Annotated in this window: 22 protein-coding genes; 14 read left to right on the plus strand and 8 right to left on the minus strand. The window is 72.3% G+C overall.

Going from position 1 to position 22,164, the window contains the following annotated elements; genetic code table 11:
- Positions 1 to 25: 25 nt before the first annotated feature.
- The 6 genes from hisF to FHX39_RS06305 are packed head-to-tail and all read left to right on the plus strand — an operon-like array spanning position 26 to position 6,032.
- Entirely contained in the window at positions 26 to 826 is an 801-nt protein-coding gene (gene hisF / locus FHX39_RS06280) for an imidazole glycerol phosphate synthase subunit HisF (protein ID WP_183337275.1), read from the plus strand.
- 4 nt (positions 827 to 830) lie between these two features.
- Positions 831 to 1,349, plus strand: a complete 519-nt coding sequence (locus FHX39_RS06285; protein ID WP_332836697.1) for an HIT family protein — start codon at positions 831 to 833, stop codon at positions 1,347 to 1,349.
- Positions 1,346 to 2,641 (plus strand): glycosyltransferase 87 family protein, encoded by a 1,296-nt coding sequence (locus FHX39_RS06290; RefSeq protein ID WP_183337276.1) that lies wholly within the window; start codon positions 1,346 to 1,348, stop codon positions 2,639 to 2,641. Before FHX39_RS06285 ends, FHX39_RS06290 begins: the two co-directional genes overlap by 4 nt.
- Positions 2,642 to 2,651: 10 nt before the next feature.
- A complete protein-coding gene (gene ilvD, locus FHX39_RS06295) occupies positions 2,652 to 4,364 on the plus strand; it encodes a dihydroxy-acid dehydratase (RefSeq protein WP_183337277.1) in 1,713 nt (570 codons plus the stop codon).
- A gap of 16 nt (positions 4,365 to 4,380) precedes the next feature.
- Positions 4,381 to 4,806 carry a VOC family protein gene (locus FHX39_RS06300; protein WP_183337278.1) on the plus strand — a complete coding sequence of 142 codons (426 nt, stop codon included), beginning with the start codon at positions 4,381 to 4,383 and terminating at the stop codon, positions 4,804 to 4,806.
- A gap of 32 nt (positions 4,807 to 4,838) precedes the next feature.
- Positions 4,839 to 6,032: a winged helix DNA-binding domain-containing protein gene (locus tag FHX39_RS06305; RefSeq protein WP_183337279.1), complete on the plus strand. Its 1,194-nt coding sequence runs from the start codon at positions 4,839 to 4,841 to the stop codon at positions 6,030 to 6,032.
- Here FHX39_RS06305 and FHX39_RS06310 read toward each other — a convergent pair.
- The 3 genes from FHX39_RS06310 to FHX39_RS06320 are packed head-to-tail and all read right to left on the minus strand — an operon-like array spanning position 6,005 to position 8,458.
- Positions 6,005 to 6,865, minus strand: a complete 861-nt coding sequence (locus FHX39_RS06310; RefSeq protein ID WP_183337280.1) for a LamG domain-containing protein — start codon at positions 6,863 to 6,865, stop codon at positions 6,005 to 6,007. The two genes, FHX39_RS06305 and FHX39_RS06310, sit on opposite strands and share 28 nt — an antisense overlap.
- Positions 6,862 to 7,764: a signal peptidase I gene (locus FHX39_RS06315; protein WP_183337281.1), complete on the minus strand. Its 903-nt coding sequence runs from the start codon at positions 7,762 to 7,764 to the stop codon at positions 6,862 to 6,864. The genes FHX39_RS06310 and FHX39_RS06315 overlap by 4 nt, the downstream gene beginning before the upstream one ends.
- A 13-nt stretch (positions 7,765 to 7,777) precedes the next feature.
- Entirely contained in the window at positions 7,778 to 8,458 is a 681-nt protein-coding gene (locus FHX39_RS06320; protein WP_198423274.1) for a hypothetical protein, read from the minus strand.
- Positions 8,459 to 8,634: 176 nt separating this feature from the next.
- On the opposite strand from FHX39_RS06320, the gene FHX39_RS06325 reads away from it, so the two are divergent.
- From FHX39_RS06325 to ilvC, 4 genes are all read left to right on the plus strand, one after another.
- Positions 8,635 to 9,696: an aminoglycoside phosphotransferase family protein gene (locus FHX39_RS06325; protein ID WP_183337282.1), complete on the plus strand. Its 1,062-nt coding sequence runs from the start codon at positions 8,635 to 8,637 to the stop codon at positions 9,694 to 9,696.
- Positions 9,697 to 9,938: 242 nt separating this feature from the next.
- On the plus strand, positions 9,939 to 11,693 hold the full coding sequence (locus FHX39_RS06330) for an acetolactate synthase large subunit (RefSeq protein WP_198423275.1): 1,755 nt from the start codon (positions 9,939 to 9,941) through the stop codon (positions 11,691 to 11,693).
- Positions 11,690 to 12,229, plus strand: coding sequence for an acetolactate synthase small subunit (gene ilvN, locus FHX39_RS06335; RefSeq protein WP_183337284.1), 540 nt, complete (start codon positions 11,690 to 11,692; stop codon positions 12,227 to 12,229). Before FHX39_RS06330 ends, ilvN begins: the two co-directional genes overlap by 4 nt.
- 59 nt (positions 12,230 to 12,288) lie before the next feature.
- Positions 12,289 to 13,308: a ketol-acid reductoisomerase gene (ilvC, locus tag FHX39_RS06340; protein ID WP_183341029.1), complete on the plus strand. Its 1,020-nt coding sequence runs from the start codon at positions 12,289 to 12,291 to the stop codon at positions 13,306 to 13,308.
- A gap of 110 nt (positions 13,309 to 13,418) precedes the next feature.
- Here the strand turns inward: ilvC and FHX39_RS06345 are convergent, their stop codons facing one another.
- Both FHX39_RS06345 and FHX39_RS06350 read right to left on the minus strand, forming a co-directional pair.
- The gene (locus tag FHX39_RS06345; protein WP_183337285.1) at positions 13,419 to 13,979 is read right to left on the minus strand and encodes a hypothetical protein; all 561 of its coding nucleotides are present in this window, start codon (positions 13,977 to 13,979) and stop codon (positions 13,419 to 13,421) included.
- Positions 13,980 to 14,053: 74 nt separating this feature from the next.
- Positions 14,054 to 14,626 carry an O-methyltransferase gene (locus FHX39_RS06350; protein WP_183337286.1) on the minus strand — a complete coding sequence of 191 codons (573 nt, stop codon included), beginning with the start codon at positions 14,624 to 14,626 and terminating at the stop codon, positions 14,054 to 14,056.
- A 140-nt stretch (positions 14,627 to 14,766) separates the two neighbouring features.
- Between FHX39_RS06350 and FHX39_RS06355 the strand changes: the two genes are divergently transcribed.
- On the plus strand, positions 14,767 to 14,922 hold the full coding sequence (locus FHX39_RS06355; RefSeq protein ID WP_183337287.1) for a hypothetical protein: 156 nt from the start codon (positions 14,767 to 14,769) through the stop codon (positions 14,920 to 14,922).
- Between the two features lie 50 nt (positions 14,923 to 14,972).
- Here FHX39_RS06355 and FHX39_RS06360 read toward each other — a convergent pair whose 3' ends face one another.
- The gene (locus FHX39_RS06360) at positions 14,973 to 16,037 is read right to left on the minus strand and encodes a 3-isopropylmalate dehydrogenase (RefSeq protein WP_183337288.1); all 1,065 of its coding nucleotides are present in this window, start codon (positions 16,035 to 16,037) and stop codon (positions 14,973 to 14,975) included.
- Between the two features lie 119 nt (positions 16,038 to 16,156).
- On the opposite strand from FHX39_RS06360, the gene FHX39_RS06365 reads away from it, so the two are divergent.
- Positions 16,157 to 17,248 (plus strand): branched-chain amino acid aminotransferase, encoded by a 1,092-nt coding sequence (locus tag FHX39_RS06365; RefSeq protein WP_183337289.1) that lies wholly within the window; start codon positions 16,157 to 16,159, stop codon positions 17,246 to 17,248.
- A gap of 203 nt (positions 17,249 to 17,451) precedes the next feature.
- Positions 17,452 to 19,155, plus strand: a complete 1,704-nt coding sequence (gene cimA / locus FHX39_RS06370; RefSeq protein ID WP_183337290.1) for a citramalate synthase — start codon at positions 17,452 to 17,454, stop codon at positions 19,153 to 19,155.
- 21 nt (positions 19,156 to 19,176) lie between these two features.
- Here cimA and FHX39_RS06375 read toward each other — a convergent pair whose 3' ends face one another.
- Positions 19,177 to 19,839 (minus strand): GNAT family N-acetyltransferase, encoded by a 663-nt coding sequence (locus tag FHX39_RS06375; RefSeq protein WP_332836698.1) that lies wholly within the window; start codon positions 19,837 to 19,839, stop codon positions 19,177 to 19,179.
- Between the two features lie 68 nt (positions 19,840 to 19,907).
- Positions 19,908 to 21,188 carry a thymidine phosphorylase gene (locus FHX39_RS06380; protein ID WP_332836699.1) on the minus strand — a complete coding sequence of 427 codons (1,281 nt, stop codon included), beginning with the start codon at positions 21,186 to 21,188 and terminating at the stop codon, positions 19,908 to 19,910.
- 112 nt (positions 21,189 to 21,300) lie between these two features.
- On the opposite strand from FHX39_RS06380, the gene FHX39_RS06385 reads away from it, so the two are divergent.
- The gene (locus FHX39_RS06385; RefSeq protein ID WP_183337293.1) at positions 21,301 to 22,149 is read left to right on the plus strand and encodes a fumarylacetoacetate hydrolase family protein; all 849 of its coding nucleotides are present in this window, start codon (positions 21,301 to 21,303) and stop codon (positions 22,147 to 22,149) included.
- Positions 22,150 to 22,164 lie beyond the last annotated feature (15 nt).

The raw sequence follows: 22,164 nt of genomic DNA on the forward strand, positions 1-22,164 counted from the left end.
GGTCCCGCCCCCTAGGCTGGGCCCCGTGGCTGTCGCCGTACGGGTCATCCCCTGTCTCGACGTGCACGCCGGCCGGGTGGTCAAGGGCGTGAACTTCGTCGACCTCCGAGACGCGGGCGACCCCGTCGAGCTCGGGGCGGTCTACGACGCCGAAGGGGCCGACGAGCTGACGTTCCTGGACATCTCCGCCAGCTCGGACGGACGCGAGACGACGCTCGACGTCGTCCGTCGTACCGCCGAGACCGTGTTCATCCCCCTGACCGTCGGGGGTGGCGTCGGCAGCGTCGCCGACGTCGACGTGCTGCTGCGGGCGGGCGCGGACAAGGTCGCCATCAACACCGGCGCGATCCGCCGCCCCGAGGTGATCGGGGAGATCACCCGCCGCTTCGGCAACCAGGTGCTCGTGCTCTCGGTCGACGCGCGGCGCGCCCCGGACCAGCCCTCCGGCTTCGAGGTCACCACGCACGGCGGACGCCGCGCGGCCGGGATCGACGCCGTCGCCTGGGCGCGTCGCGGGGTCGAGGAGGGCGTGGGGGAGATCCTGCTCAACTCGATGGACGCCGACGGGACCACGGCGGGCTTCGACCTGGAGATGATCGCCGCCGTGCGCGCGGTCGTGGACGTGCCGCTGATCGCCTCGGGCGGCGCCGGTCGGGTCGAGGACTTCCCGCCCGCGGTGGCGGCGGGGGCCGATGCCGTGCTGGCGGCGACGGTGTTCCACTTCGGCACGCTCCGGGTGGCGGACGTGAAGGACGCGATCGCCGCGGCCGGGCACCCCGTCCGGCGGGTCGCGGCGTCGGTGGCCGACCGAGCAGGGAGACTCTGACCGCGTGACGCCAGGGAAGCCGGACAAGCCGGAGAAGACCGGCAAGACCGACAAGCCGGGGAAGAAGAAGCGCAAGCTCACGCTCGCCGACCTCGAGCCGCAGCACGTGAGCCCGGAGGAGTGCCTCTTCTGCCGCATCGTCGCCGGCGAGCTGCCGTCGCGGCAGGTGTACGCCGACGAGCACGCGATCGCGTTCCTCGACATCAACGCCTGGCACCGCGGGCACACGCTCGTGATCCCGCGTCGCCACGTGGCCGACCTCGTCAGCGGCGACCCGTCGCTGCCGGAGATCGCGCCGGCGATCGACGCGGTGGCTCGGATGCTGAAGCAGCGCCTGGCGCCCGACGCCATGAACATCCTGTCCTCGGCCGGGGCCGTCGCCGGCCAGACCGTGTTCCACGCGCACGTGCACGTCATCCCGCGCTACGCCGACGAGCCGGGCCTGCACCACCTCGTGAACCACGACGAGGTCCCCGAGGGCGAGCTCGACTCGGTGTGGCGCCAGATCTCGGGCGCCTCGTGACGACGGTCGACGCCCCCTCCGGGCCGCCCGGGACGCACGTCGTGACGTCGCGGGGCCGGCAGGCCCGGCTGCTCCTCGTCGAGGTCCTGCCGCCCGCCGTGGTGGGCCTGCTGCTGCTGCCGTTCGTGATCGCGTACAGCCACTGGTGGCCGCGGACGCCGAACACGATCGACCTCCAGGTCTACGTGTACGCGGTCAAGGACATGCTCGTCGGCAAGGACATCTTCCTGACCAGCACGCCCGGCTGGCACCTCTTCTTCATCTACCCGCCGATCGCCGCCGTGCTGATGACGCCGCTGGCGTTCGGGCCGTACCTCTTCTGGCAGATCGCCTGGACGGTGGCCGGCGTCGGCGCCACCCAGTCGGTGCTGCGCCGCTGCGGGGTCCCGCGCGGGTGGAAGCTCGCGCTCGTCGGGTCCGTCGCGCTGATCGCCGTCGAGCCGATCCGGACCACGCTGGGCTACGGCCAGGTCAACACGTTCCTGATGGCCCTGGTCGTCGCCGACCTGCTCCCGCGCTACCCGGGTGCGCCGACCCACAAGCGCCCGTGGCAGGGCGTCCTCGTCGGGCTGGCCGCGTCGATCAAGCTCACGCCGGCCCTGTTCGGGGTCTTCGCCTTCCTCCAGGGCCGCCGCCGGCTGGCGATCGTCTCGGGGATCTCGTTCTTCGTCTTCACCGGCATCGGGTACGCGTTCCTGCCGCGCAACACGGTCGAGTTCTTCACCGGCCTGGCCGGCGGAGACACGCGGACGGCGTCCCCGCTCTACGTCGGCAACCAGTCGCTGCTCGGGGTCTTCTACCGCCTGGCGGACACCAGCCGGACCACGACGCTGGTCGGCCTCGGGGTGGCGGGCGTCGTCGCCGTGCTGGGCGCGCTGGTGGCGGTGCACTGGTGGCGCCGCGGGCAGCACGTCTTCGCGATCGCGCTCGTCGGCCTCTGCACGAACCTCGCCTCGCCGCTGTCGTGGACCCACCACTACGTGTGGATCCTGCCGATGGGCGTCGCCGTGCTCACGCAGGTGCTGCCGCGGTGGGTCAGGGTCCTCGCCGGCTTCTGGGTCGTCTGGGTGTCCCTGTGCCCGCCGCTCGCGCTGCTTCCGTACGGCAAGCAGGTCGAGCTGACCTACACGCCGCTGCAGGAGCTGGTGGCCAACCTCGGTCCGCTGACCGGGGTCGCGCTGGTGCTGGCGCTGACCGTACGGCTGCTGGTCGTCCGCCGCCGCGCGCCCGTGGCCCGACGCGCGCTGCCCGCAGGGGGGAACGCGGCGGAGACCGCGGCCCTGCGGAGCTAGATTCGGGTCCATGACCGACACGCTCAACGACACCGCCGTCGCGACCTCCGGCGTCGACATCAAGCCGCGCTCGCGCGTGGTGACCGACGGGCTCGAGGCCACGGCCTCGCGCGGCATGCTCCGTGCGGTCGGCATGGGCGACGACGACTGGGTCAAGCCCCAGGTCGGCGTCGCGTCCAGCTGGAACGAGATCACGCCCTGCAACCTCTCCCTCGACCGGCTGGCCAAGGCCGTCAAGGAGGGCGTCCACGCCGGGGGCGGCTTCCCGCTCGAGTTCGGCACCATCTCCGTCTCCGACGGCATCTCCATGGGCCACGAGGGCATGCACTTCTCGCTGGTGAGCCGCGAGGTCATCGCCGACTCCGTCGAGACCGTCATGTCGGCCGAGCGCATGGACGGCTCCGTCCTGCTCGCCGGCTGCGACAAGTCGCTCCCGGGCATGCTGATGGCCGCCGCGCGGCTCGACCTCGCGTCGGTCTTCCTCTACGCCGGTTCGACCCTGCCGGGCCGCGTCGGCGACAAGGACGTGACGATCATCGACGCGTTCGAGGCCGTCGGCGCCTGCCTCAAGGGCCTCATCACGCGCGACCAGGTCACGGAGGTGGAGAAGGCGATCTGTCCCGGCGAGGGTGCCTGCGGGGGCATGTACACCGCCAATACGATGGCCAGCGCCGCCGAGGCCCTGGGCATGTCGCTGCCCGGCTCGGCCGCCCCGCCCGCCGTGGACCGGCGCCGTGACGGCTACGCGGTCGAGAGCGGCAAGGCGGTCGTCGAGCTGCTGCGCCGCGGGATCACCGCCCGCCAGATCATGACGAAGGAGGCGTTCGAGAACGCCATCGCCGTCGTCATGGCGTTCGGCGGCTCGACCAACGCCGTGCTCCACCTGCTGGCCATCGCGAACGAGGCCGAGGTCGACCTGACCCTCGACGACTTCGTCCGGGTCGGCAAGAAGGTCCCGCACCTGGGCGACCTCAAGCCGTTCGGCCGCTACGTGATGACCGACGTCGACCGCGTGGGCGGGGTCCCGGTGGTCATGAAGGCGCTGCTCGAGGCGGGTCTGCTCAACGGCGACTGCCTCACCGTGACCGGCCGCACGATGGCCGAGAACCTCGCCGACATCGCCCCGCCCGACGTCGACGGCACGATCCTCCGCGCGATCACGAACCCCATCCACCCGACCGGCGGCATCACGATCCTGCACGGCTCGCTCGCACCCGAGGGGGCCGTCGTCAAGAGCGCCGGCTTCGACACCTCGGTCTGGGAGGGCACCGCCCGCGTCTTCGACGGCGAGCGGGCCGCCATGGACGCGCTCGAGGACGGCACGGTCAGCGCCGGCGACGTCGTCGTCATCCGCTACGAGGGACCGAAGGGTGGCCCCGGGATGCGCGAGATGCTCGCCATCACCGCCGCGATCAAGGGCGCGGGGCTCGGCAAGGACGTCATGCTCATCACCGACGGCCGGTTCTCGGGCGGCACCACCGGCCTCTGCGTCGGTCACATCGCGCCCGAGGCGACCGAGGGTGGGCCGATCGCGTTCGTCCAGGACGGCGACCCGATCACCCTCGACGTCGCGAACGGCACCCTCGAGCTCGGCGTCGACCCCGCGGAGCTGGAGCGCCGCCGCGCGGCGTGGGTCCCCGAGCCGCGTCCGGTCCGGCGCGGCGTGCTCGGGAAGTACACCCGGCTCGTCGGCTCCGCGAACGTCGGCGCGGTCTGCGGCTGACCCGGGCGGTGCCGTCATGACCCCGCCCCGGCTCCTGCAGACCGTCCTCGACACCGAGGACCCGCGCGGCCTGGCCGAGTTCTACCGGGTCCTGCTCGAGCTCTCGTACCGGGCCGGCGACGAGCCTCCCGACCCGAGTGAGCCGGACCCGCGCGGCGAGGACTGGCTGGTGCTCGTCGACGGCGGCGGTGGCCGCGCGCTCGCCTTCCAGCGGGTCGAGGCCCTGCCGCCGCCGACCTGGCCGGAGGGGACGCGGCCGCAGATGCTGCACCTCGACACGACGGTCCCGACGGTCGCCGACCTGCGGGAGCAGCACCTCCGCGCCCTCGGACTCGGCGCGCGGCTGCTCCACGACGGCTCCGACGACCCCGAAGAGCCCCTCTACGTCTACGCCGACCCGGCCGGGCACCCGTTCTGCATCTTCGTCGCGCCTGACGCCTGACGCCTGAGCTCGTCCTGACTAGCCTTCGGCGGGTGCGGAGCATCACCGTCGAGGAACGTCGTGCCCGGCTCGCCGAGCGCCACCTGCTGCTGCCGCGGACCCGGACGGACGACGTCCCGACCGTCGCCGACGCCGTGGTCGCGCTGCACTCCTCGGACCCGGTCACCGTCCACCTGTCCGTGCTGGCCCGCACGGAGCACCCCGCCCTCGCCCCGATCGAGGCCGCGCTGTACGACGACCGCACGCTCGTGCGTCACCATGCGATGCGCCGGACGCTGTGGGTCGCCCGACCCGAGACGGTCCGCGAGCTGCACGCGGCCGCGACGCTGGCGCTGGTGGCCCCGGACCGGCGGCGTACGGCGGGCTACCTCGCGGCGAGCGGCGTCGAGGACCCGGACGTGTGGCTCGACGACGCCGACGCCCGGGTGCTGGCCGACCTGGCCGAGCACGGACCCAGCACGGCCCGCGAGCTGGGGCAGCGGATCGAGGCCCTGCGGCAGCCGATCCTGGTCGGCGGTCCGCGCTGGGGCGCCACCCAGTCGGCCCACACCCGGGTGCTGCTCGGCCTCGGCTTCGCGGGCGCGATCCTGCGGACCCGACCGCTCGGCAGCTGGGTCAGTGGGGCCTATCGCTACGCTGTCGCCGACTCCTGGCTGCCCGGCGGTCTCGGCTCGCTCGACCCGCGTGCCGCGCGTGCGGCCCTCGCCCACCGCTACGTCGGCCGCTTCGGCCCGGTGACCAGTGACGACCTCCGCTGGTGGGCGGGCTGGCCGGTGACCGCGACCCGTACGGCGCTCGCCGACGTCGGTGCCGAGGAGGTCGACCTCGACGGCGGGCCCGGCTGGGTGCTGCCGGGCGACACCGAGGTCGCCGAGCCCGAGCCCTGGGTGGCGGCCCTGCCCAGCCTCGACCCGACGACGATGGGCTGGAAGCAGCGCGACTGGTACCTGCCGGAGGCCGCGGCGGACGCGTTCGACCGCAACGGCAACGCCGGCCCGACGCTGTGGGTCGATGGCCGCGTCGTGGGCGCCTGGGCGCAGGCCGGCGACGGGCGGATGCTGACGCACTACTTCGAGCCCGTGCCGCCCGCCCGTCGCGATGAGCTGGACGGGCGGCTGGCCGTGATCGCCGACGCGGTGGGGGAGACGCGCTGGACCGTCCGGTTCCCCGGGCGCGTGCATCCTCAGATCCTGGCCTCCTACGACGGTGGTCGACCCGAGGCGTAGTGGATGGCGGCCGCCGCGGCGGTGAGCTGGGTCGTGTAGTACGCCGCGTGACCGAGCTGGCCGTTGAAGTAGTAGTTGCTGCCGACGACCCCCGGCCAGCCGGACAGGTAGGTGTAGGCGAACCGGAGGTTCGCGTTGTAGGCCTGCGCCGCGGTGTTGGTGCTGCTGGCGACCTGCACACCGTCCACGTACAGGAACTGCCCGGCCGGGCCGAGCGTCGCCATCATGTGGTGCCAGTTCCCGTCGGCGTAGCCGTTCGTGCTGGTGATGACGCTGTAGCTGCCCGGGTAGACACCGAAGCTCAGCCGTCCGCTGGTGGTGAAGTAGACCATCCGGTCCCAGTTCGTGGGGATCAGCGCGAGCAGGCTGTTCGAGAACCCCATCAGGGCTCCGCTGGACGTCGAGGTGCGGAACCACGTCTCGAGGGTGAAGGTCTGAGGGTTGTTCTGCGTGGTGGGGGTCGAGACGTAGTCGCTCGCGCCGTCGAAGGTGGTGGAGCCTCCGCCGTCGCGGAAGCAGGCGCTCGCCGAGGAGTGCGCGGCCGTGTTCTGGTAGGTGCCGGTGCGGTTGCTGCCCGACAGGTCGCGCGCGGAGGACTGGTTGGTCGGCGTCGGGTCGTCGAGCGGGTAGGCGTAGTAGGCGTTGTCGCCCACCATCGCCGCCTGGCAGGTGAAGTACTTGTTCATGGCCACCGTGTCGGTCGTGTTGACGACGCGGGCGGTGAAGGCGGCCGACGACCCGGGCACGGCGGCGAGCAGAGCGCACAGCGCCAGGACCAGCAGGGCCGTCGCGCCCCGGACGCCCATGAGCTCGGGAGGCAGGCGGCGCCTCACGCCGCGTCCTCGTCCGGGCTCAGCCCGACGACCAGGCACCACAGGAGCGGCAGGCTGCAGACGAGGGACACCACGATCATCCAGGGCAGGTCCAGGTGGGGGTGGCCGACGATGTGGAACGGTGCTCCTGGCTCGGGCGCCGCCACGGCCACCGACCCCACCTGACCGGTGAGCAGGTCGACGTGGTGGCCGGGCATGCCCTCGACCCGGGTCGGCAGGAGCCCGCCGGAGACGACGTCGGCCTCGGCCTGGCCCCCGGGCGGGGTCCGGACCGAGATCAGCACGGGGTGGACGAAGGGGCGCAGGATCAGCACCGCCAGGCACAGCAGCAGGCAGGTCCCGAGCACGCGGACGCTCGAGCGCCAGCCCGCCCGGATGTAGCGCTGGCTGGCCACGAGGAGCACGGCGCCGGCGACGACCAGCATGGGCAGGGCCTTGACGACCCACCCCAGCCCGATCAGCGTGACCTCGACGGTGCCCACCAGGTCGATGTCGCGGACCGGGTACGGGTCGGCGGCGCCGTTGATGTCCCCCCGGACCCGGAGGGTCCCGTCGGAGAGCTTCTCGACCACGCGGTGCGTGATGATCTCCTTCGGGTTGGTGCGGGGGTGATAGCTCACGACGTCCCCGACGACGATCGCGGAGGTCGGTTCACGGCGGGTGAGGATGAGCGTCCCGACGGGCGCGGCGCTCCCCATCGACCCCGTCTCGATCACCGCCCAGGAGCCTCCGTCGAGCCGCCAGAGCAGGCCGGCGAGGAGCAGGACGGCGACGCCCACCATGACGGCGAGGGCCGCCAGGGTCTTTGCGGGCGTGGTCGGGTGCGCGGCGGCCTCCCGCAGGTCCGACCGACGAGGACCCGGGCGGGTGCGACGTCGGCCGGAGCTGCGGCGGTGCACCGTGCTCAGGCGATCAGGAGGTGAAGGTCCAGGTCAGCTGCTGGTTGGCCTGCAGCCCCTGGTAGGAGTTGCCCGACCCGACCGGCAGCGTGACCCGGAAGTTGAAGGTCACCGAGGCGCCCGCGGCGACGGGGCCGGTCAGCTGGATCGTGGTCCCCGCGATCGAGGTCAGCGTCGCGTTGGCCGGCGAGACCGTGGTCGTGGTGCCGCCGACCGTCTGGGTGATGACGATGCCCATCTGGGTGCAGAGGTCGCTGGCGCTGCCGGTCACGGCACCGGTCTGCGTGCAGGCTCCGGGAGCGAGCGTGAACGTGGCGGCGGGGGCCGTCCCGGTGTTGGCGATCGTCACCGAGACGTTGGTCGACTGACCGGGGACGAGCGTGGTCGAGCCGCCGTACTTGTTGATGGTGGCGCAGTTGGCCGAGTTGGTCCCGACGTTGCCGTTGGTGCCCGAGTTGCTCGTGCACACCGGCGGGGTCGCGCCCGGGCCGGTCTCGGTCATGATCAGGGTGCCCTCGGCCGCGTTGTTGATCGTGTTGACGATCTGGGCGGTGAAGGCCGCCAGGCTGCTGTTCATCGAGAAGGCAAGGACCATCGCACCGACGACGCCGGTGATCAGGGCCAGCGGGGTGAGGCGGCGACGCCCACGGGCGGCGCGCCTGGGGGTCGGGGAACCGGCGGTCGGTGCAGACATCGGGAGTGGGCCCTTCTGAGAGGATCTGGGACTGGGACCGGCAACCCCCGATGCCGTGACGTGAGGTTAATGTTACGGACGAAAAATTTCGTTCGAGACCTTTCGACAGTGACGAAGTCATCAACTCGGCGACCCATCCACGGCGTGGCACGGCTCCGAAGGTCCATGCTCTGCGGGTGCCGGCGGCGCCTGCCGGCCACGACGGACGGGACGAGGACGCCATGGACGACGGGCCGACGACCGGAGCCGTGCGCCTGCAGCCCCTCGCCCGGGCCCGGGTCGCCGCGCTGGGCGAGGTCGGCCGGGCCTGGCACGCGGGCCTGCCCGCGGTGCTCGACGACCTGACGCGGCGGTGGTCGGTGACGCTCGGACGCCCGCTGCCCGGCGGGAGCGCCTCGTACGTGGTCGAGGCCCGGACCGCCGGCGGTGATCCGGCGGTGCTCAAGGTGGCGCTGGCCGATCCCGGGTTCGCCGCCGAGGCCGAGCTGCTGCGGCGGGCCGACGGGCGGGGCTACGCGCGGCTGCTGAAGCACGACGCCGGACCCCAGGCCGTGCTCCTGGAACGACTTGGACCGGGCCTGGGTGTCTCCGGGCTCGGGGCCGAGGAGCAGCTCGACGTCCTCGCCCGCACGCTCGTGACTGCGTGGCGACCGCCCGACCGGCTGCCGTTGGACAAGGCGCGCTCCCTGGCCGGCAAGGTCGAGGCCCGCCGTCATCTGGCCGGCACGTCGGGTCAGGCGGCCGTGGACCTCGCCCTGGCGTACGCCGCGGAGCTGGGCCGCGCCGACCCGCAGGACCTGGTGCTCGTCCACGGGGACCCGCACCCGGGGAACCTGCTCCGCGTCGGGTCGCCCCGGCCCGGCGCGGAGAGCGGCTGGTGCTTCGTCGACCCGGAACCCTGCGTGACCGACCGCGCGTACGACCTCGGCGTCGCGGTGCGCGACTTCTCCGCGACCCTGCTGGCCGAGCCCGCCGCAGCGTCGGCCCGGCTGTGGTCGTGGTGCCGCCGGGTCGCCGCGCCGAGCCGGGCGGACCCCGCCCGGGTGTGGGCCTGGGGCTTCCTCGAGCGGGTGTCGACGGGGCTCTACGTCCACTCCTTCGGCGCACCGCGGGTGGGGGAGCCGTTCCTGCGCTCGGCGGCGCTGCTGGCCCGGTCGCCCGCGACCCGTGGAGGGCCGGATTTGCTAGGGCGTCCGAGGGTCCTTCCGGATGTCGGGACGACCCGGCCGGGGAGTTGACGGGGAACCGGGTGGCGCGGACTCTTGATTCATGCAGCGCCTCCTCGTACGCACCCGCGTCGGCTGAGCCCACCTCGCTCGTCGACGCCCCCTCGTCTGCCTCCGGGCAGCGGGGGTTTTTTGTTGCCCGGGCGTCGTTCACGCCGCGTCGGGCGACAGAGGTGTCCGTTGCACCGGCGTAACATCCACCAGGGCCGCCAGCTCGTACCACCGGCCCGCAGAGCATGAGGGAGACACCCGCGATGTCCAGGACAGACTCCGCCGCACCCGAGCAGACTGGAGCCGAGGCCCTCGTCTCGTCGCTCGAGAACGTCGGGGCGGAGGTCGTCTTCGGCATCCCGGGCGGCGCCATCCTCCCCGCGTACGACCCCCTCTTCGAGTCCACCGTGCGCCACATCCTGGTGCGTCACGAGCAGGGCGCGGGCCACGCGGCCGAGGGCTACGCCGTGGCCACCGGCAAGGTCGGCGTCTGCATGGCGACGTCGGGGCCTGGGGCCACGAACCTCGTGACGCCGATCGCGGACGCGTACATGGACTCGGTGCCGATCGTCGCGATCACCGGGCAGGTGGCCGCCCCGTCGATCGGGACGGACGCCTTCCAGGAGGCCGACATCCGCGGCATCACGATGCCGATCACCAAGCACAGCTTCCTCGTCACCCACCCCGACGAGATCGCCGGCGCCATCGCGTCCGCGTTCCACATCGCCTCGACCGGGCGTCCCGGCCCCGTCCTCGTGGACATCACGAAGGACGCCCTGCAGGCGCGCGGGTCGTTCGCGTGGCCGCCGAAGATCGACCTGCCCGGCTACCACCCGGTGACCAAGCCGCACGCCAAGCAGGTGCGGGAGGCCGCGCGGCTGATCAGCGCGTCGCGGCGCCCGGTGCTCTACGTCGGCGGCGGCGTCATCAAGGGCCGCGCCTGGGGCGAGCTGAAGGAGCTGGCCGAGCTCACCGGCATCCCGGTGGTCACCACGCTGATGGCGCGGGGGGTCTTCCCGGACAGCCACCCGCAGAACATGGGCATGCCCGGCATGCACGGCACCGTCGCCGCGGTGGGCGCGCTGCAGCGGGCCGACCTGCTGATCGCGCTCGGCACGCGCTTCGACGACCGGGTGACGGGCAAGCTGTCCTCGTTCGCGCCCGAGGCCAAGGTCATCCACGCCGACATCGACCCGGCCGAGATCTCCAAGAACCGCACGGCCGACGTGCCGATCGTCGGCGACAGCAAGGAGGTCATCGGCGAGCTGGTCTCCCTGCTCAAGAGCGACGACCACCCGCTGCCCGAGATCGGCGCCTGGATCAAGAGCCTGTACGACCTCAAGAAGCGCTACCCGACGTCGTTCGACCTGCCCGACGACGGCACGCTGTCCCCGCAGCACGTGATCAAGCGGATCGGCGAGATGACCGGGCCGGACGCCTACTACGCGTCGGGCGTCGGTCAGCACCAGATGTGGGCCGCGCACTTCCTGCCCTGGGAGCTGCCCGGTCGCTGGCTCAACTCCGGCGGGCTCGGGACGATGGGCTACTGCGTGCCCGCGGCCATGGGCGCCAAGGTCGGACGACCCGACTCGGTCGTCTGGGGCATCGACGGCGACGGTTGCTTCCAGATGACCAACCAGGAGCTCGTCACCTGCGCGCTGGAGGGGATCCCGGTCAAGATCGCCGTGATCAACAACCAGAGCCTGGGCATGGTCCGCCAGTGGCAGACCCTGTTCTACGAGGGCCGCTACTCCAACACCGACCTCAAGACCAACCGGGTCCCCGACTTCCCCAAGCTCGCCGAGGCGATGGGCTGCGTCGGGCTGCGCGCCGAGCACCCCAACGACGTCGACGCCGTGATCGACAAGGCGCTGTCGATCAACGACGCGCCCGTCGTGGTCGAGTTCGTCGTGCACAAGGACGCCATGATCTGGCCGATGGTCGCCGCCGGCGCCAGCAACGACGACATCAAGATCGCCCGCGACATGGCGCCGAGCTGGGCGCAGGAGGACCTGTGAGCGCGCACACCCTGTCCGTGCTGGTCCAGAACGTCCCCGGCGTCCTGGCCCGCGTCTCCGGCCTCGTGAGCCGGCGTGGCTTCAACATCGAGTCGCTCGCGGTCGGTCCGACCGAGAGCCCGGAGATCTCGCGGATCACGCTCTCCGTCGACGTCGACGACCTCGTGCTGGAGCAGATGACCAAGCAGCTGAACAAGCTGATCGAGGTCCTCAAGATCGTCGAGCTCGAGCACTCCGCGGTGCACCGCGAGCTGATCCTGATCAAGGTCGGCGCCGACATCGACCACCGCGGGCGCGTGCTGGAGATCCTCCAGCTCTTCATGGGCGCCAAGGCCGTCGACATCTCCCCGGAGACGATCACCATCGAGGCCGTCGGCAGCCCGGAGAAGCTCGCGGCGCTGATGCAGCTCCTCGAGCCCTTCGGGATCCGCGAGCTCGTTCAGTCCGGTGTCGTCGCCATGGGCCGCGGCCCGCGCTCGATCACGGACCGCAGCGGACGCTCGGAGCGGCACAAGTCGATCCGCCTCGTCCCCTGACCCACGTTTTCCCACCACCCGTACGACGACCCAGGAGAAACCTGCCCGTGCCCGCCACGATGTTCTACGACACCGACGCCGACCTGTCCCTGCTCCAGGGGCGCAACGTCGCCGTCCTCGGCTTCGGCAGCCAGGGCCACGCCCACGCGCTCTCGCTCCGCGACTCCGGCGTCGACGTCCGCGTCGGCCTGCCCGAGGGCAGCAAGAGCCGCGCCAAGGCCGAGGCCCAGGGCCTCCGCGTGCTGACGCCGTACGAGGCCTGCGAGGAGGCGGACCTGATCATGGTCCTCACCCCGGACCCGTCGCAGCGCAAGCTGTACAAGGAGGCCATCGAGCCCAACCTGGTCCCCGGTGACGCGCTGTTCTTCAGCCACGGCTTCAACATCCGCTACGGCTACATCACTCCGCCCGAGGGCGTCGACGTGGCCATGGTCGCGCCGAAGGGCCCGGGTCACCTGGTCCGCCGCGAGTACAGCGAGGGTCGCGGCGTTCCCGTGCTCGTCGCCGTCGAGCAGGACGCGACCGGCAAGGCGTGGGACCTGGCGCTCGCGTACGCCAAGGGCATCGGCGGCCTGCGCGCCGGCGGCATCAAGACCACGTTCACCGAGGAGACCGAGACCGACCTGTTCGGTGAGCAGGCGGTCCTCTGCGGCGGTGCCTCCGAGCTCATCCAGGCCGGCTTCGAGACCCTGACGGCGGCCGGCTACCAGCCGGAGGTCGCCTACTTCGAGTGCCTGCACGAGCTCAAGCTGATCGTCGACCTGATGTACGAGGGCGGCATCGCCAAGCAGCGCTGGAGCATCTCCGACACCGCGGAGTACGGCGACTACGTCTCCGGCCCCCGGGTCATCGACGCGCACGTGCGGGAGAGCATGAAGGCCGTCCTCACCGACATCCAGGACGGCACCTTCGCCAAGCGCTTCATCGACGACCAGGACGCCGGCGCGCCGGAGTTCAAGGCCCGTCGTGCGGAAGAGGAGAAGCGGCCGATCGAGGCCGTCGGGCACGAGCTCCGCAACCTCATGTCCTGGGTCAAGAGCCACGACGACGACTACGTCGAGGGTTCCGCCGCCCGCTGACCTAGCACCACCAGCACGGACCCGCCGAGAGGTAGGTTGCCGCGTCCGAATGACCAGATTCGGCGCGGCAACCTACCTCTCGCGGTTTTCCGGAGGTGAGAGGCGCAGCGTCAGCGGGAACGGACGGAGAGGTTGACCACGCGGGTCCCGTCGGCGCGGAGGGCGGTGCCGACGACGTACACGCGGCTGTCGGGGACACCCGTCGCGGTCGTGTCCTGGTCGTTGGCCAGGATGCACAGGGACTTGAGGTCGGGCTCCGAGAGCGGGGACGGGTGATTCTTCACGCACGTCCCGAACGAGTCCTGCAGCGCGGTCAGGCCGTCGGCGGCGCTGGCCGGGGGGACCTCGAGCACGGCCTCGAGCTGGTAGTCGTGCGTCGACCGGTAGTGCGAGCTGACCACCACCGTGTCCGCGGGGAGCTCGACGTCACCGAAGTAGCCGATGTCGCCCAGGGTCAGCGACGGGCACTCGAAGCCGGTGAAGGTGTTCACGCACCGGGAGCCGCGGTCGGTCGTGGTGGAGAAGTACGGGATGCCCCAGCCGCCGGCGAAGCGGCCCAGGACCAGCAGCGCGACGATCACGGCGAGGACGAGCGTGACGCAGAACAGGGCGACGTGGACCGCCTTCTGCACCCGCGGGTGACGAGGAAGGACGGGTGTCGGCGCTGGCACGCGCACCAGGATGCCCGACGCCGGGACCTGACCGGTCCACCGACCACCCCGCGCACCCGCTCAGCGGAGCCGGATCAGGACTCCGCGCGCTTGACGGCCACGAGGACCGAGGTGTCCTCGGCGACCATGACGTCGACGCTGGTGAAGCGGTCGTCGGAGAGCCACTCGACGCGGAGGTCGTCGACCCGCCCGCCGCGCAGCGGGGGCCAGCTGGCGCAGGGCACGAAGTCGTCGAGGACGAGCATGCCGCCCTCGTCGAGCAGCGCGGTGACCTCCTCGCGCGGCCAGTCGCGGGCGCTCGCGGCGTCCATGAAGATGAGCGAGAACGGGGCGTGCCCGGCCAGGGTGCGCCAGTCGGCGTGGATCACGTCGATGTCGTCGTCGGCGAACATCGCCATGACGCCGTGGGCCATGCCGGGATCGACCTCGGCCGTGATGACCCGGGTGCTCTTCGGCGCCCCGCTGCGGAGCCAGGCGGCCCCGACGCCACAGCCGGTCCCGCACTCGGCGATCGTCCCGGTCCGCGTCGCCGCCAGGGTGGCCAGGAGGCGGCCGGTCTCGGTGCGCGAGGCCTGCACGTAGCCGCGCTGCAACGACATCCTCAGCGCGCGCAGCACGAGCTCGGGCAGCTCGGGCGGTGCACTCATCCCAGCAGTGTGGGCGCGAGCTGCTCACCGCGTGGACAGCCCGTCCATCATGTGGGAAGCAGACGAATAGTCGGGCGTCCGATAGTCGGGTGTCCTAGTATCTCGGGTGAAGAGCACGCCCCTCGAACGCAGGACACGGCATGTACGAGATGTACCCGGACACGTGGCACGTCGCTGAGGACGGTCACCACGACACCGCCGGTCGGCCCCGCCGCCGCGCTCGCAAGGACCACCGCGTCACGCCCGTCGTCCTCGTACCGCAGAGCACCCCGGACCCGACGCGTCCCACCGCCTGACCCTGCGCACCCGTCGTCGACGGGTCCGCAGGGCGGCGGCGAAGAACTTCTCAGACCTCCGCGGACACCCGAGCGACGATCGCGTCGCCGATCTCGGACGTCGACCGCTTCGTCCCCGGCGTGCGCGCCGTGATGTCGGCCAGCACGGCCTTCTCCACGCGCGCCGCCTCGTCCAGGAGACCCACGTGCTCGAGCAGCAGCGCCACCGAGAGGATCGTCGCGGTCGGGTCGGCCACGCCCTGGCCGGCGATGTCCGGCGCGGAGCCGTGGACCGGCTCGAACATCGACGGGAACGCCCCGCTGGGGTTGATGTTCCCGCTGGCCGCGAGGCCGATACCGCCGGTGACGGCCGCGGCCAGGTCGGTGAGGATGTCGCCGAACAGGTTGTCGGTCACGATGACGTCGAAGCGGGCCGGGTCGGTCGCGAGGAAGATCGTCGCGGCGTCGACGTGCAGGTAGTCGGTGCTGACCTGCGGGTACTCCGCGGCCACGGTCTCGAAGATCCGGCGCCACAGCCCGCCCGCATAGACGAGCACGTTGTGCTTGTGGACGAGCGTGAGCTTGTTGCGGCGCCGGGTCGCGCGCTCGAAGGCGTCACGGACGACGCGCTCCACGCCGTACGCGGTGTTGATGCTGACCTCGGTGCCGATCTCGTGCGGCGTACCGCCGCGGAACGTCCCGCCGTTGCCGCAGTAGAGGCCCTCCGTGCCCTCGCGGACCACGACGAAGTCGACCTCGCGACCGCCGACGACGGACTCGGCCAGCGGCGTCGGCACGCCCGGGAAGAGCCGGCTCGGGCGGAGGTTGACGTAGTGGTCGAACGCGAAGCGCAGCTTGAGCAGCAGGCCGCGCTCCAGGAGGCCGCTCGGGACGTCCTTCGCGCCGGGCGACGCCCCGACCGCGCCGAGCAGGATCACGTCGGCGGTGGCCAGCTCCGCCATGGTCTCGTCGGACAGCACCTCGCCCGTGCGCTGCCAGTGGGCGGCACCCAGGTCGTACGGTGTGGTCTCGAAGGCGTCTGGGCCGGCAACGGCCTGGAGCACCTTCAGTCCCTCGGCGACGACCTCGGGGCCGATGCCGTCGCCCCCGATCACGGCCAGCTTCTTCTGCGTCACCGGCGCATCGTAGCGGGGCCGCCCGTCCGCCCGTCCGCCGTCGTCCACCCCTCCGGAACCGTCACCACCTGCTCGACCGTCCCCCCGACGGACCGTCCCCACACCCAGAGAGCGAACTCGTGAGCCTGCCCTTCGACCTCCGCCAGAACCAGCACCCCCGCTCCGCCGAGGAGCGCGCGGCGATCCTCGCCGACCCCGGTTTCGGCAACCACTTCACCGACCACATGGCCGTCGCCACGTGGACGTCGTCGGACGGCTGGCACGACTCGGCCGTCGTCCCGTACGGGCCGTTCACCCTCGACCCGGCGACCGCGGTGCTGCACTACGCGCAGGAGATCTTCGAGGGGCTCAAGGCCTACCGCCACGCCGACGGCAGCGTGTGGCTCTTCCGTCCCGACCAGAACGCGGCCCGGCTGCGTCGCTCCGCCCGCCGGATGGCGCTGCCGGAGCTGAGCGAGGAGGACTTCCTCGCCAGCATCGACGCGCTGGTCTCCGCCGACGAGGCCTGGGTCCCGGGCGGCGTGAGCGGCGAGCAGAGCCTCTACCTGCGCCCGTTCCTGTTCGCGTCGGAGGCGTTCCTGGGTGTGCGGCCATCACGCCGCGTGACCTACTGCTGCATCGCCAGCCCGGCCGGCCCCTACTTCGCCAGCGGCGTGCACCCCGTCCGGATCTGGGTCTCCACCACCTACAACCGGTCCGGGCCCGGTGGCACGGGGGCGGCGAAGACCGGCGGAAACTACGCGTCGAGCCTCGTCGCGCAGGCCGAGGCGGCGGAGAAGGGCTTCGACCAGGTCATGTTCACCGACGCGGTCGAGCAGCGCTGGGTCGAGGAGCTGGGCGGGATGAACGTCTACCTCGTCACCACCGACAACGAGCTCGTCACCCCGGCGCTCAGCGGGACCATCCTCGAGGGCGTCACCCGGGACTCGATCCTGACCCTGGCCCGCGAGTTCGGCCTCACGCCGGTGGAGCGCCAGATCTCCCTCGAGGAGCTGCTGGCGGGCGTCGACTCCGGCCTCGTCTCCGAGGTCTTCGCCTGCGGCACCGCCGCCGTCATCACCCCCATTGGCCTGCTGGCCGACGACAGCGGCGACCACAAGGTCTCCTCCGGCGAGACGGGCGAGGTCACCGCCGCGCTGCGCAAGAACCTGCTCGACGTCCAGTACGGCCGGGCCGAGGACACCCACGGCTGGATGCGCCGGGTCGTCTGACGGAGGAACGCCCCCTGAGCCCGTCAGGGGGCGTTCGTCGGTCGGTGCTGGCCTTCTCGCCTGATCCGCGTCAAGATGGGCGAGTGCTGCCCGTGGCGATGATTCTCTAGCGCGCAGAGCTCCCGCTCTGCGCGCTGAACCTCCTGACCCACCAGGAGGTTTTTTTCTGCCCACGACCAGCCCTCGCACCTCGGAGGAACACGATGTACGACCAGCTCAGGCCAGCGCCGGCCGACTTCCAGGTCTTCGACACCACGCTGCGCGACGGCTCGCAGCAGGAGGGGCTGAACCTCTCCGTCGCCGACAAGCTGGCCATCACCAGTCTCCTGGACGAGCTCGGCGTGGGCTTCATCGAGGGCGGCTGGCCCGGTGCCAACCCGGGGGACACCGCCTACTTCGCCGCGATGGCCGAGGGCGCCGTACGCCTCGAGAACGCCGAGCTGGTCGCGTTCGGCTTCACCCGGCGGGTGGGCCTGCGCGCCGCGGACGACCCGTTGACGGCCGCCCTCCGTGACTCGCGCGCCCCCGTCGTCTGCCTCGTGGCCAAGAGCCACGACCGCCATGTCCAGCAGGCCCTGCGCACCACCCTCGACGAGAACCTCGCCATGGTCCACGACACCGTGTCGCACCTGCGCGCGGGCGGTCAGCGGGTCTTCGTGGACTGCGAGCACTTCTTCGACGGCTTCCGGGAGAACCGGGCGTACGCGCTCGAGGTCGTCCGCACCGCCGCCGAGGCGGGCGCGGAGGCCGTCGTCCTCTGCGACACCAACGGCGGGATGCTGCCGCCGTGGGTCGGCGAGATCGTCGCCGAGACGGCCGCGGCCACCGGGGTGCGCCTCGGCATCCACGCCCACAACGACACCGGCTGCGCGGTCGCCAACACCCTCGCCGCGGTCGACGCCGGCGCCACGCACGTGCAGGGCACGGTGAACGGCTACGGCGAGCGCACCGGCAACGCCGAGCTCATCTCCGTGGTCGCCAACCTCGAGCTCAAGTACGGCTGGTCGCTCCTGCCCGAGGGCTCGCTGCGGGAGGCGACCCGGCTGGCCCACGCCATCGCCGAGGTCACGAACGTCCCCTCCAGTGCGCGGCAGCCGTACGTGGGGCTTAGCTCGTTCGCCCACAAGGCCGGCCTGCACGCCAGCGCCATCAAGGTCGACCCGAACCTCTACCAGCACATCGACCCGGCGGTCGTCGGGAACGACATGCGCATGCTCGTCTCCGACATGGCGGGCCGGGCGAACATCCAGATCAAGGGTTCCGAGCTCGGCTTCGACCTCTCCGACCGCGACCTGGCGGCGCGGATCACCGACCGGGTCAAGGAGCGCGAGGCCGCGGGCTACACGTACGAGTCGGCCGACGCGAGCTTCGAGCTCCTGCTGCGTCGCGAGCTCGACCAGCTCCCCGAGTACTTCGCGGTGCAGTCCTGGCGGATGTTCACCCAGGGCTTCCCGGGCGGCGGGCCCCTCGGGGAGCGCGAGAGCGACACCGAGTGCACCGTCCGGCTGACGGCCAAGGGCGTCAGCCAGCGGGTCGTCGGCGAGGGCAACGGCCCCGTCAACGCCCTCGACCAGGCGGTCCGCAACGCGTTGCTGCCGGCCTACCCGGTGGTCGAGGAGTTCGAGCTCACCGACTACCGCGTCCGGATCCTCGACCAGGGCCACGGCACCGACGCCACCGTCCGCGTGCTCATCCAGACCTCCGACGGGCGCCGGCTCTGGACCACGGTGGGCGTCGGGCAGAACGTCGTGGAGGCCTCGTGGGAGGCGCTCAGCGACGCCTACCTCTACGGCCTGCTGCACGCGGACCACGGCGTCACGGCGGGCGCGGCCGCAGGGCTCGCGGACGCCGACCTGGAGCGCTTCACGTCGGGCGCCGGGGCGACCGAGCACGCAGGTCAGGCCTGAGGTCGCCCGGCCCCGTGTGCGCTAGGCGGGGCCGGACGGCTGGTCGAGCCCGAGGAACGTGCGCAGCGGCTCCACGCCGCTGACCTCCACGGGATCGCCGCGGACGAGGTCCTCCGGGGCCAGCACGAGGCGCCGCTCGAGGGCGAGCGCCCCCTCGCGCACCTTGCGGGCGAGGTCGCCGGGTCGGTAGCCCACCTTGCGGCTCACGGCCAGTGACGCCGGGTTGTCGGACCAGGCCGCGGACGTCACCTCGGCGGCGTCCAGGTGGTCGAACAGGAGCGTGCAGACCGCCTGGCGCATGCGGGTGCCGATGCCCTGGCCCTGGAAGCGCTGCGCGAGCCACGACCCGGTCTCCGCGGTCCGGGTGATCGCGTAGGCGCCCCCGGCGAAGCCCTGCGTCCCGACGAGCTCGCCGCCGCGGCGGACCGCGAGGTCGACGGAGACGTGGTCGGCCGAGAAGGCCGCCCGCTCCGACCAGTGGTGGGCGGCGAACATCGCCGGCACCTGCTCCGGGGGCGTCCGCGTCCACGGCATCGCGAACGGCATCGCCTCCGGCGCGTGGACGCCCGACCGTACGAGGTCGACCAGGCCGGGCAGGTCGTCGTCGCTGACCGGCGTCAGGGTCAGGTCGCCGCTGCGCACGACGAGGCCGAACGGGGGCCAGAGCTCGCTCAGGGTGGTCACCGCCCGAGCCTCGCCCACGCGCCGGCCGTCTGTCGACGCGATTCGCGGGAAACGCTCCCCCCGCGAGCTCAGGCGATGCGGTCGATCACCATCGGGCGGGGCTCGACGGGTCCCGCGCCGACGTCGAACGCACCCTCGAGGGCCGCGAAGGCCCGCTCGAAGCGTTCCGGGGTGTCGGTGTGAAGGGTGAGCAGCGGGTCTCCCTCGCGGACCTCGTCGCCGACGCCGGCGTGCCAGGTGACGCCCGCCGCGGCCTGGACCGCGTCCCCGGGCCGGGCCCGGCCCGCGCCGAGCCGCCAGGCCGCGAGGCCGACCGCCATGGCGTCCAGCCGCGTCAGGGTGCCGCTGGCGGGGGCGAGCACGTCCTGCGTCGCCTGCGCGACCGGCAGCGGCGCGTCCGGGTCGCCACCCTGGGCGCTGATCATCGCCCGCCAGGAGTCGTACGCCCGCCCGTCGGCCAGGGCGTCGGCGGGGTCGACGTCATCCCGTCCGGCGGCGGCGAGCATCTCGCGCGCCAGGGCCAGCGTCAGCTCGACCACCTCGGCCGGCCCGCCGCCCTGCAGGACCTCGACCGACTCCGCGACCTCGACCGCGTTGCCGGCGCTGCGCCCGAGCGGGGTGTCCATGCGCGTGAGCAGCGCGACCGTCGTCACGCCGGCGTCCGTCCCGAGCGCCACCATCGTCTCGGCGAGCTCGCGCGCGGAGGCCTCGTCCTTCATGAACGCGCCGGCGCCGACCTTGACGTCGAGGACGAGCGCGCCGGTGCCCTCGGCGATCTTCTTGCTCATGATCGACGACGCGATCAGGGCGATCGACTCGACGGTGCCGGTCACGTCGCGCAGGGCGTAGAGCTTCTTGTCCGCCGGGGCCAGGCCCGAGCCAGCGGCGCAGACCACGGCGCCGACGTCCTCGAGCTGGGCGAGCATCTCGGCGTTCGACAGCGAGGCCCGCCAGCCCGGGATCGCCTCGAGCTTGTCGAGGGTGCCGCCCGTGTGGCCGAGCCCGCGCCCGGACAGCTGGGGGACCGCCACGCCGCAGGCGGCGACGAGCGGCGCGAGCGGCAGCGTGATCTTGTCGCCCACGCCGCCGGTCGAGTGCTTGTCCGCGGTCGGGCGGGACAGCCCGGAGAAGTCGAGCCGGTCGCCCGAGGCGATCATGGCGGCGGTCCAGCGGCTCAGCTCCGTGCGGTCGAGGCCCCGCAGCAGGATCGCCATGGCGAAGGCCGCCATCTGCTCCTCGGCCACCACCCCCGTGGTGTAGGCGTCGACCACCCAGTCGATCTCGCCGTCGGTGAGCGTCCCCCCGTCGCGCTTGGTCTTGATCAGGTCCACCACGTCGTAGGTCGCCACGCGGACAGTCTGCCGGGGACCGCGTCGCCCGCGCTCGCCCCGTGGCCCCGGACGCGGCGGGGCGGCTGAACGGCGGGAGGTCGGGCCGTCGTCGCTCGTTAGTCTGGTCGGTATGCGCATTGCCCGGTTCGCCGCCGACGGCGACCCCCAGTACGGAGTCGTCGAGCTCGCCGAGGACGGGGGGCGGTACCCGGGGACCGTGTCCGTCCTGACCGGCGACCCGATCGCCCAGCCCGTCCAGCTGACGGGGGAGCGTCGTGAGCTCGAGGGGGTACGGCTGCTCGCGCCGGTCATCCCGCGCAGCAAGATCGTCGCGGTGGGCAAGAACTACGCCGCCCACGCCGCCGAGATGGGCGGCGAGGTGCCCACGACCCCGCTGACGTTCTTCAAGCCCAACACCTCGGTCATCGGCCCGGGCGAGCCGATCATCTACCCGTCGACCACGCAGCACCTCTCGTACGAGGGCGAGCTCGCGGTGGTCATCGGCCGGATCTGCCGCGAGGTGCCCGTCGACCGGGCCAAGGACGTGATCTTCGGCTACACCGTGGCCAACGACGTCACCGCGCGCGACCTGCAGAAGAGCGACGGGCAGTGGTCGCGGGCCAAGGGCTACGACACCTTCTGCCCGCTGGGGCCGTGGATCACCACGCACCAGAGCCTGGACGAGGTCGGGAACCTGCGACTGACGACCACGCTCGACGGCGTGGTCGTGCAGGACGGGAACACCTCCGACCTGGTCCTCGGGATCGCCGAGATCATCGCCTTCATCTCCTCCTACACGACGCTGCTACCCGGCGACGTGATCCTGACCGGCACCCCCGAGGGCGTCGGACCGATGCTGCCGGGCCAGGAGGTGACGGTGACGGTCGAGGGCATCGGCTCGCTGACCAACGTCGTCGCGAGCGACCGCAGCACCGCCTCCGACCGCAGCACCACCTCTGACAAGGACGACGACGCGTGAGCACCAGCCCGAGCG

Origin of the sequence: Microlunatus antarcticus, assembly GCF_014193425.1 — a bacterium.
In the GTDB taxonomy this organism is placed as follows: Bacteria; Actinomycetota; Actinomycetes; order Propionibacteriales; family Propionibacteriaceae; genus Microlunatus; species Microlunatus antarcticus.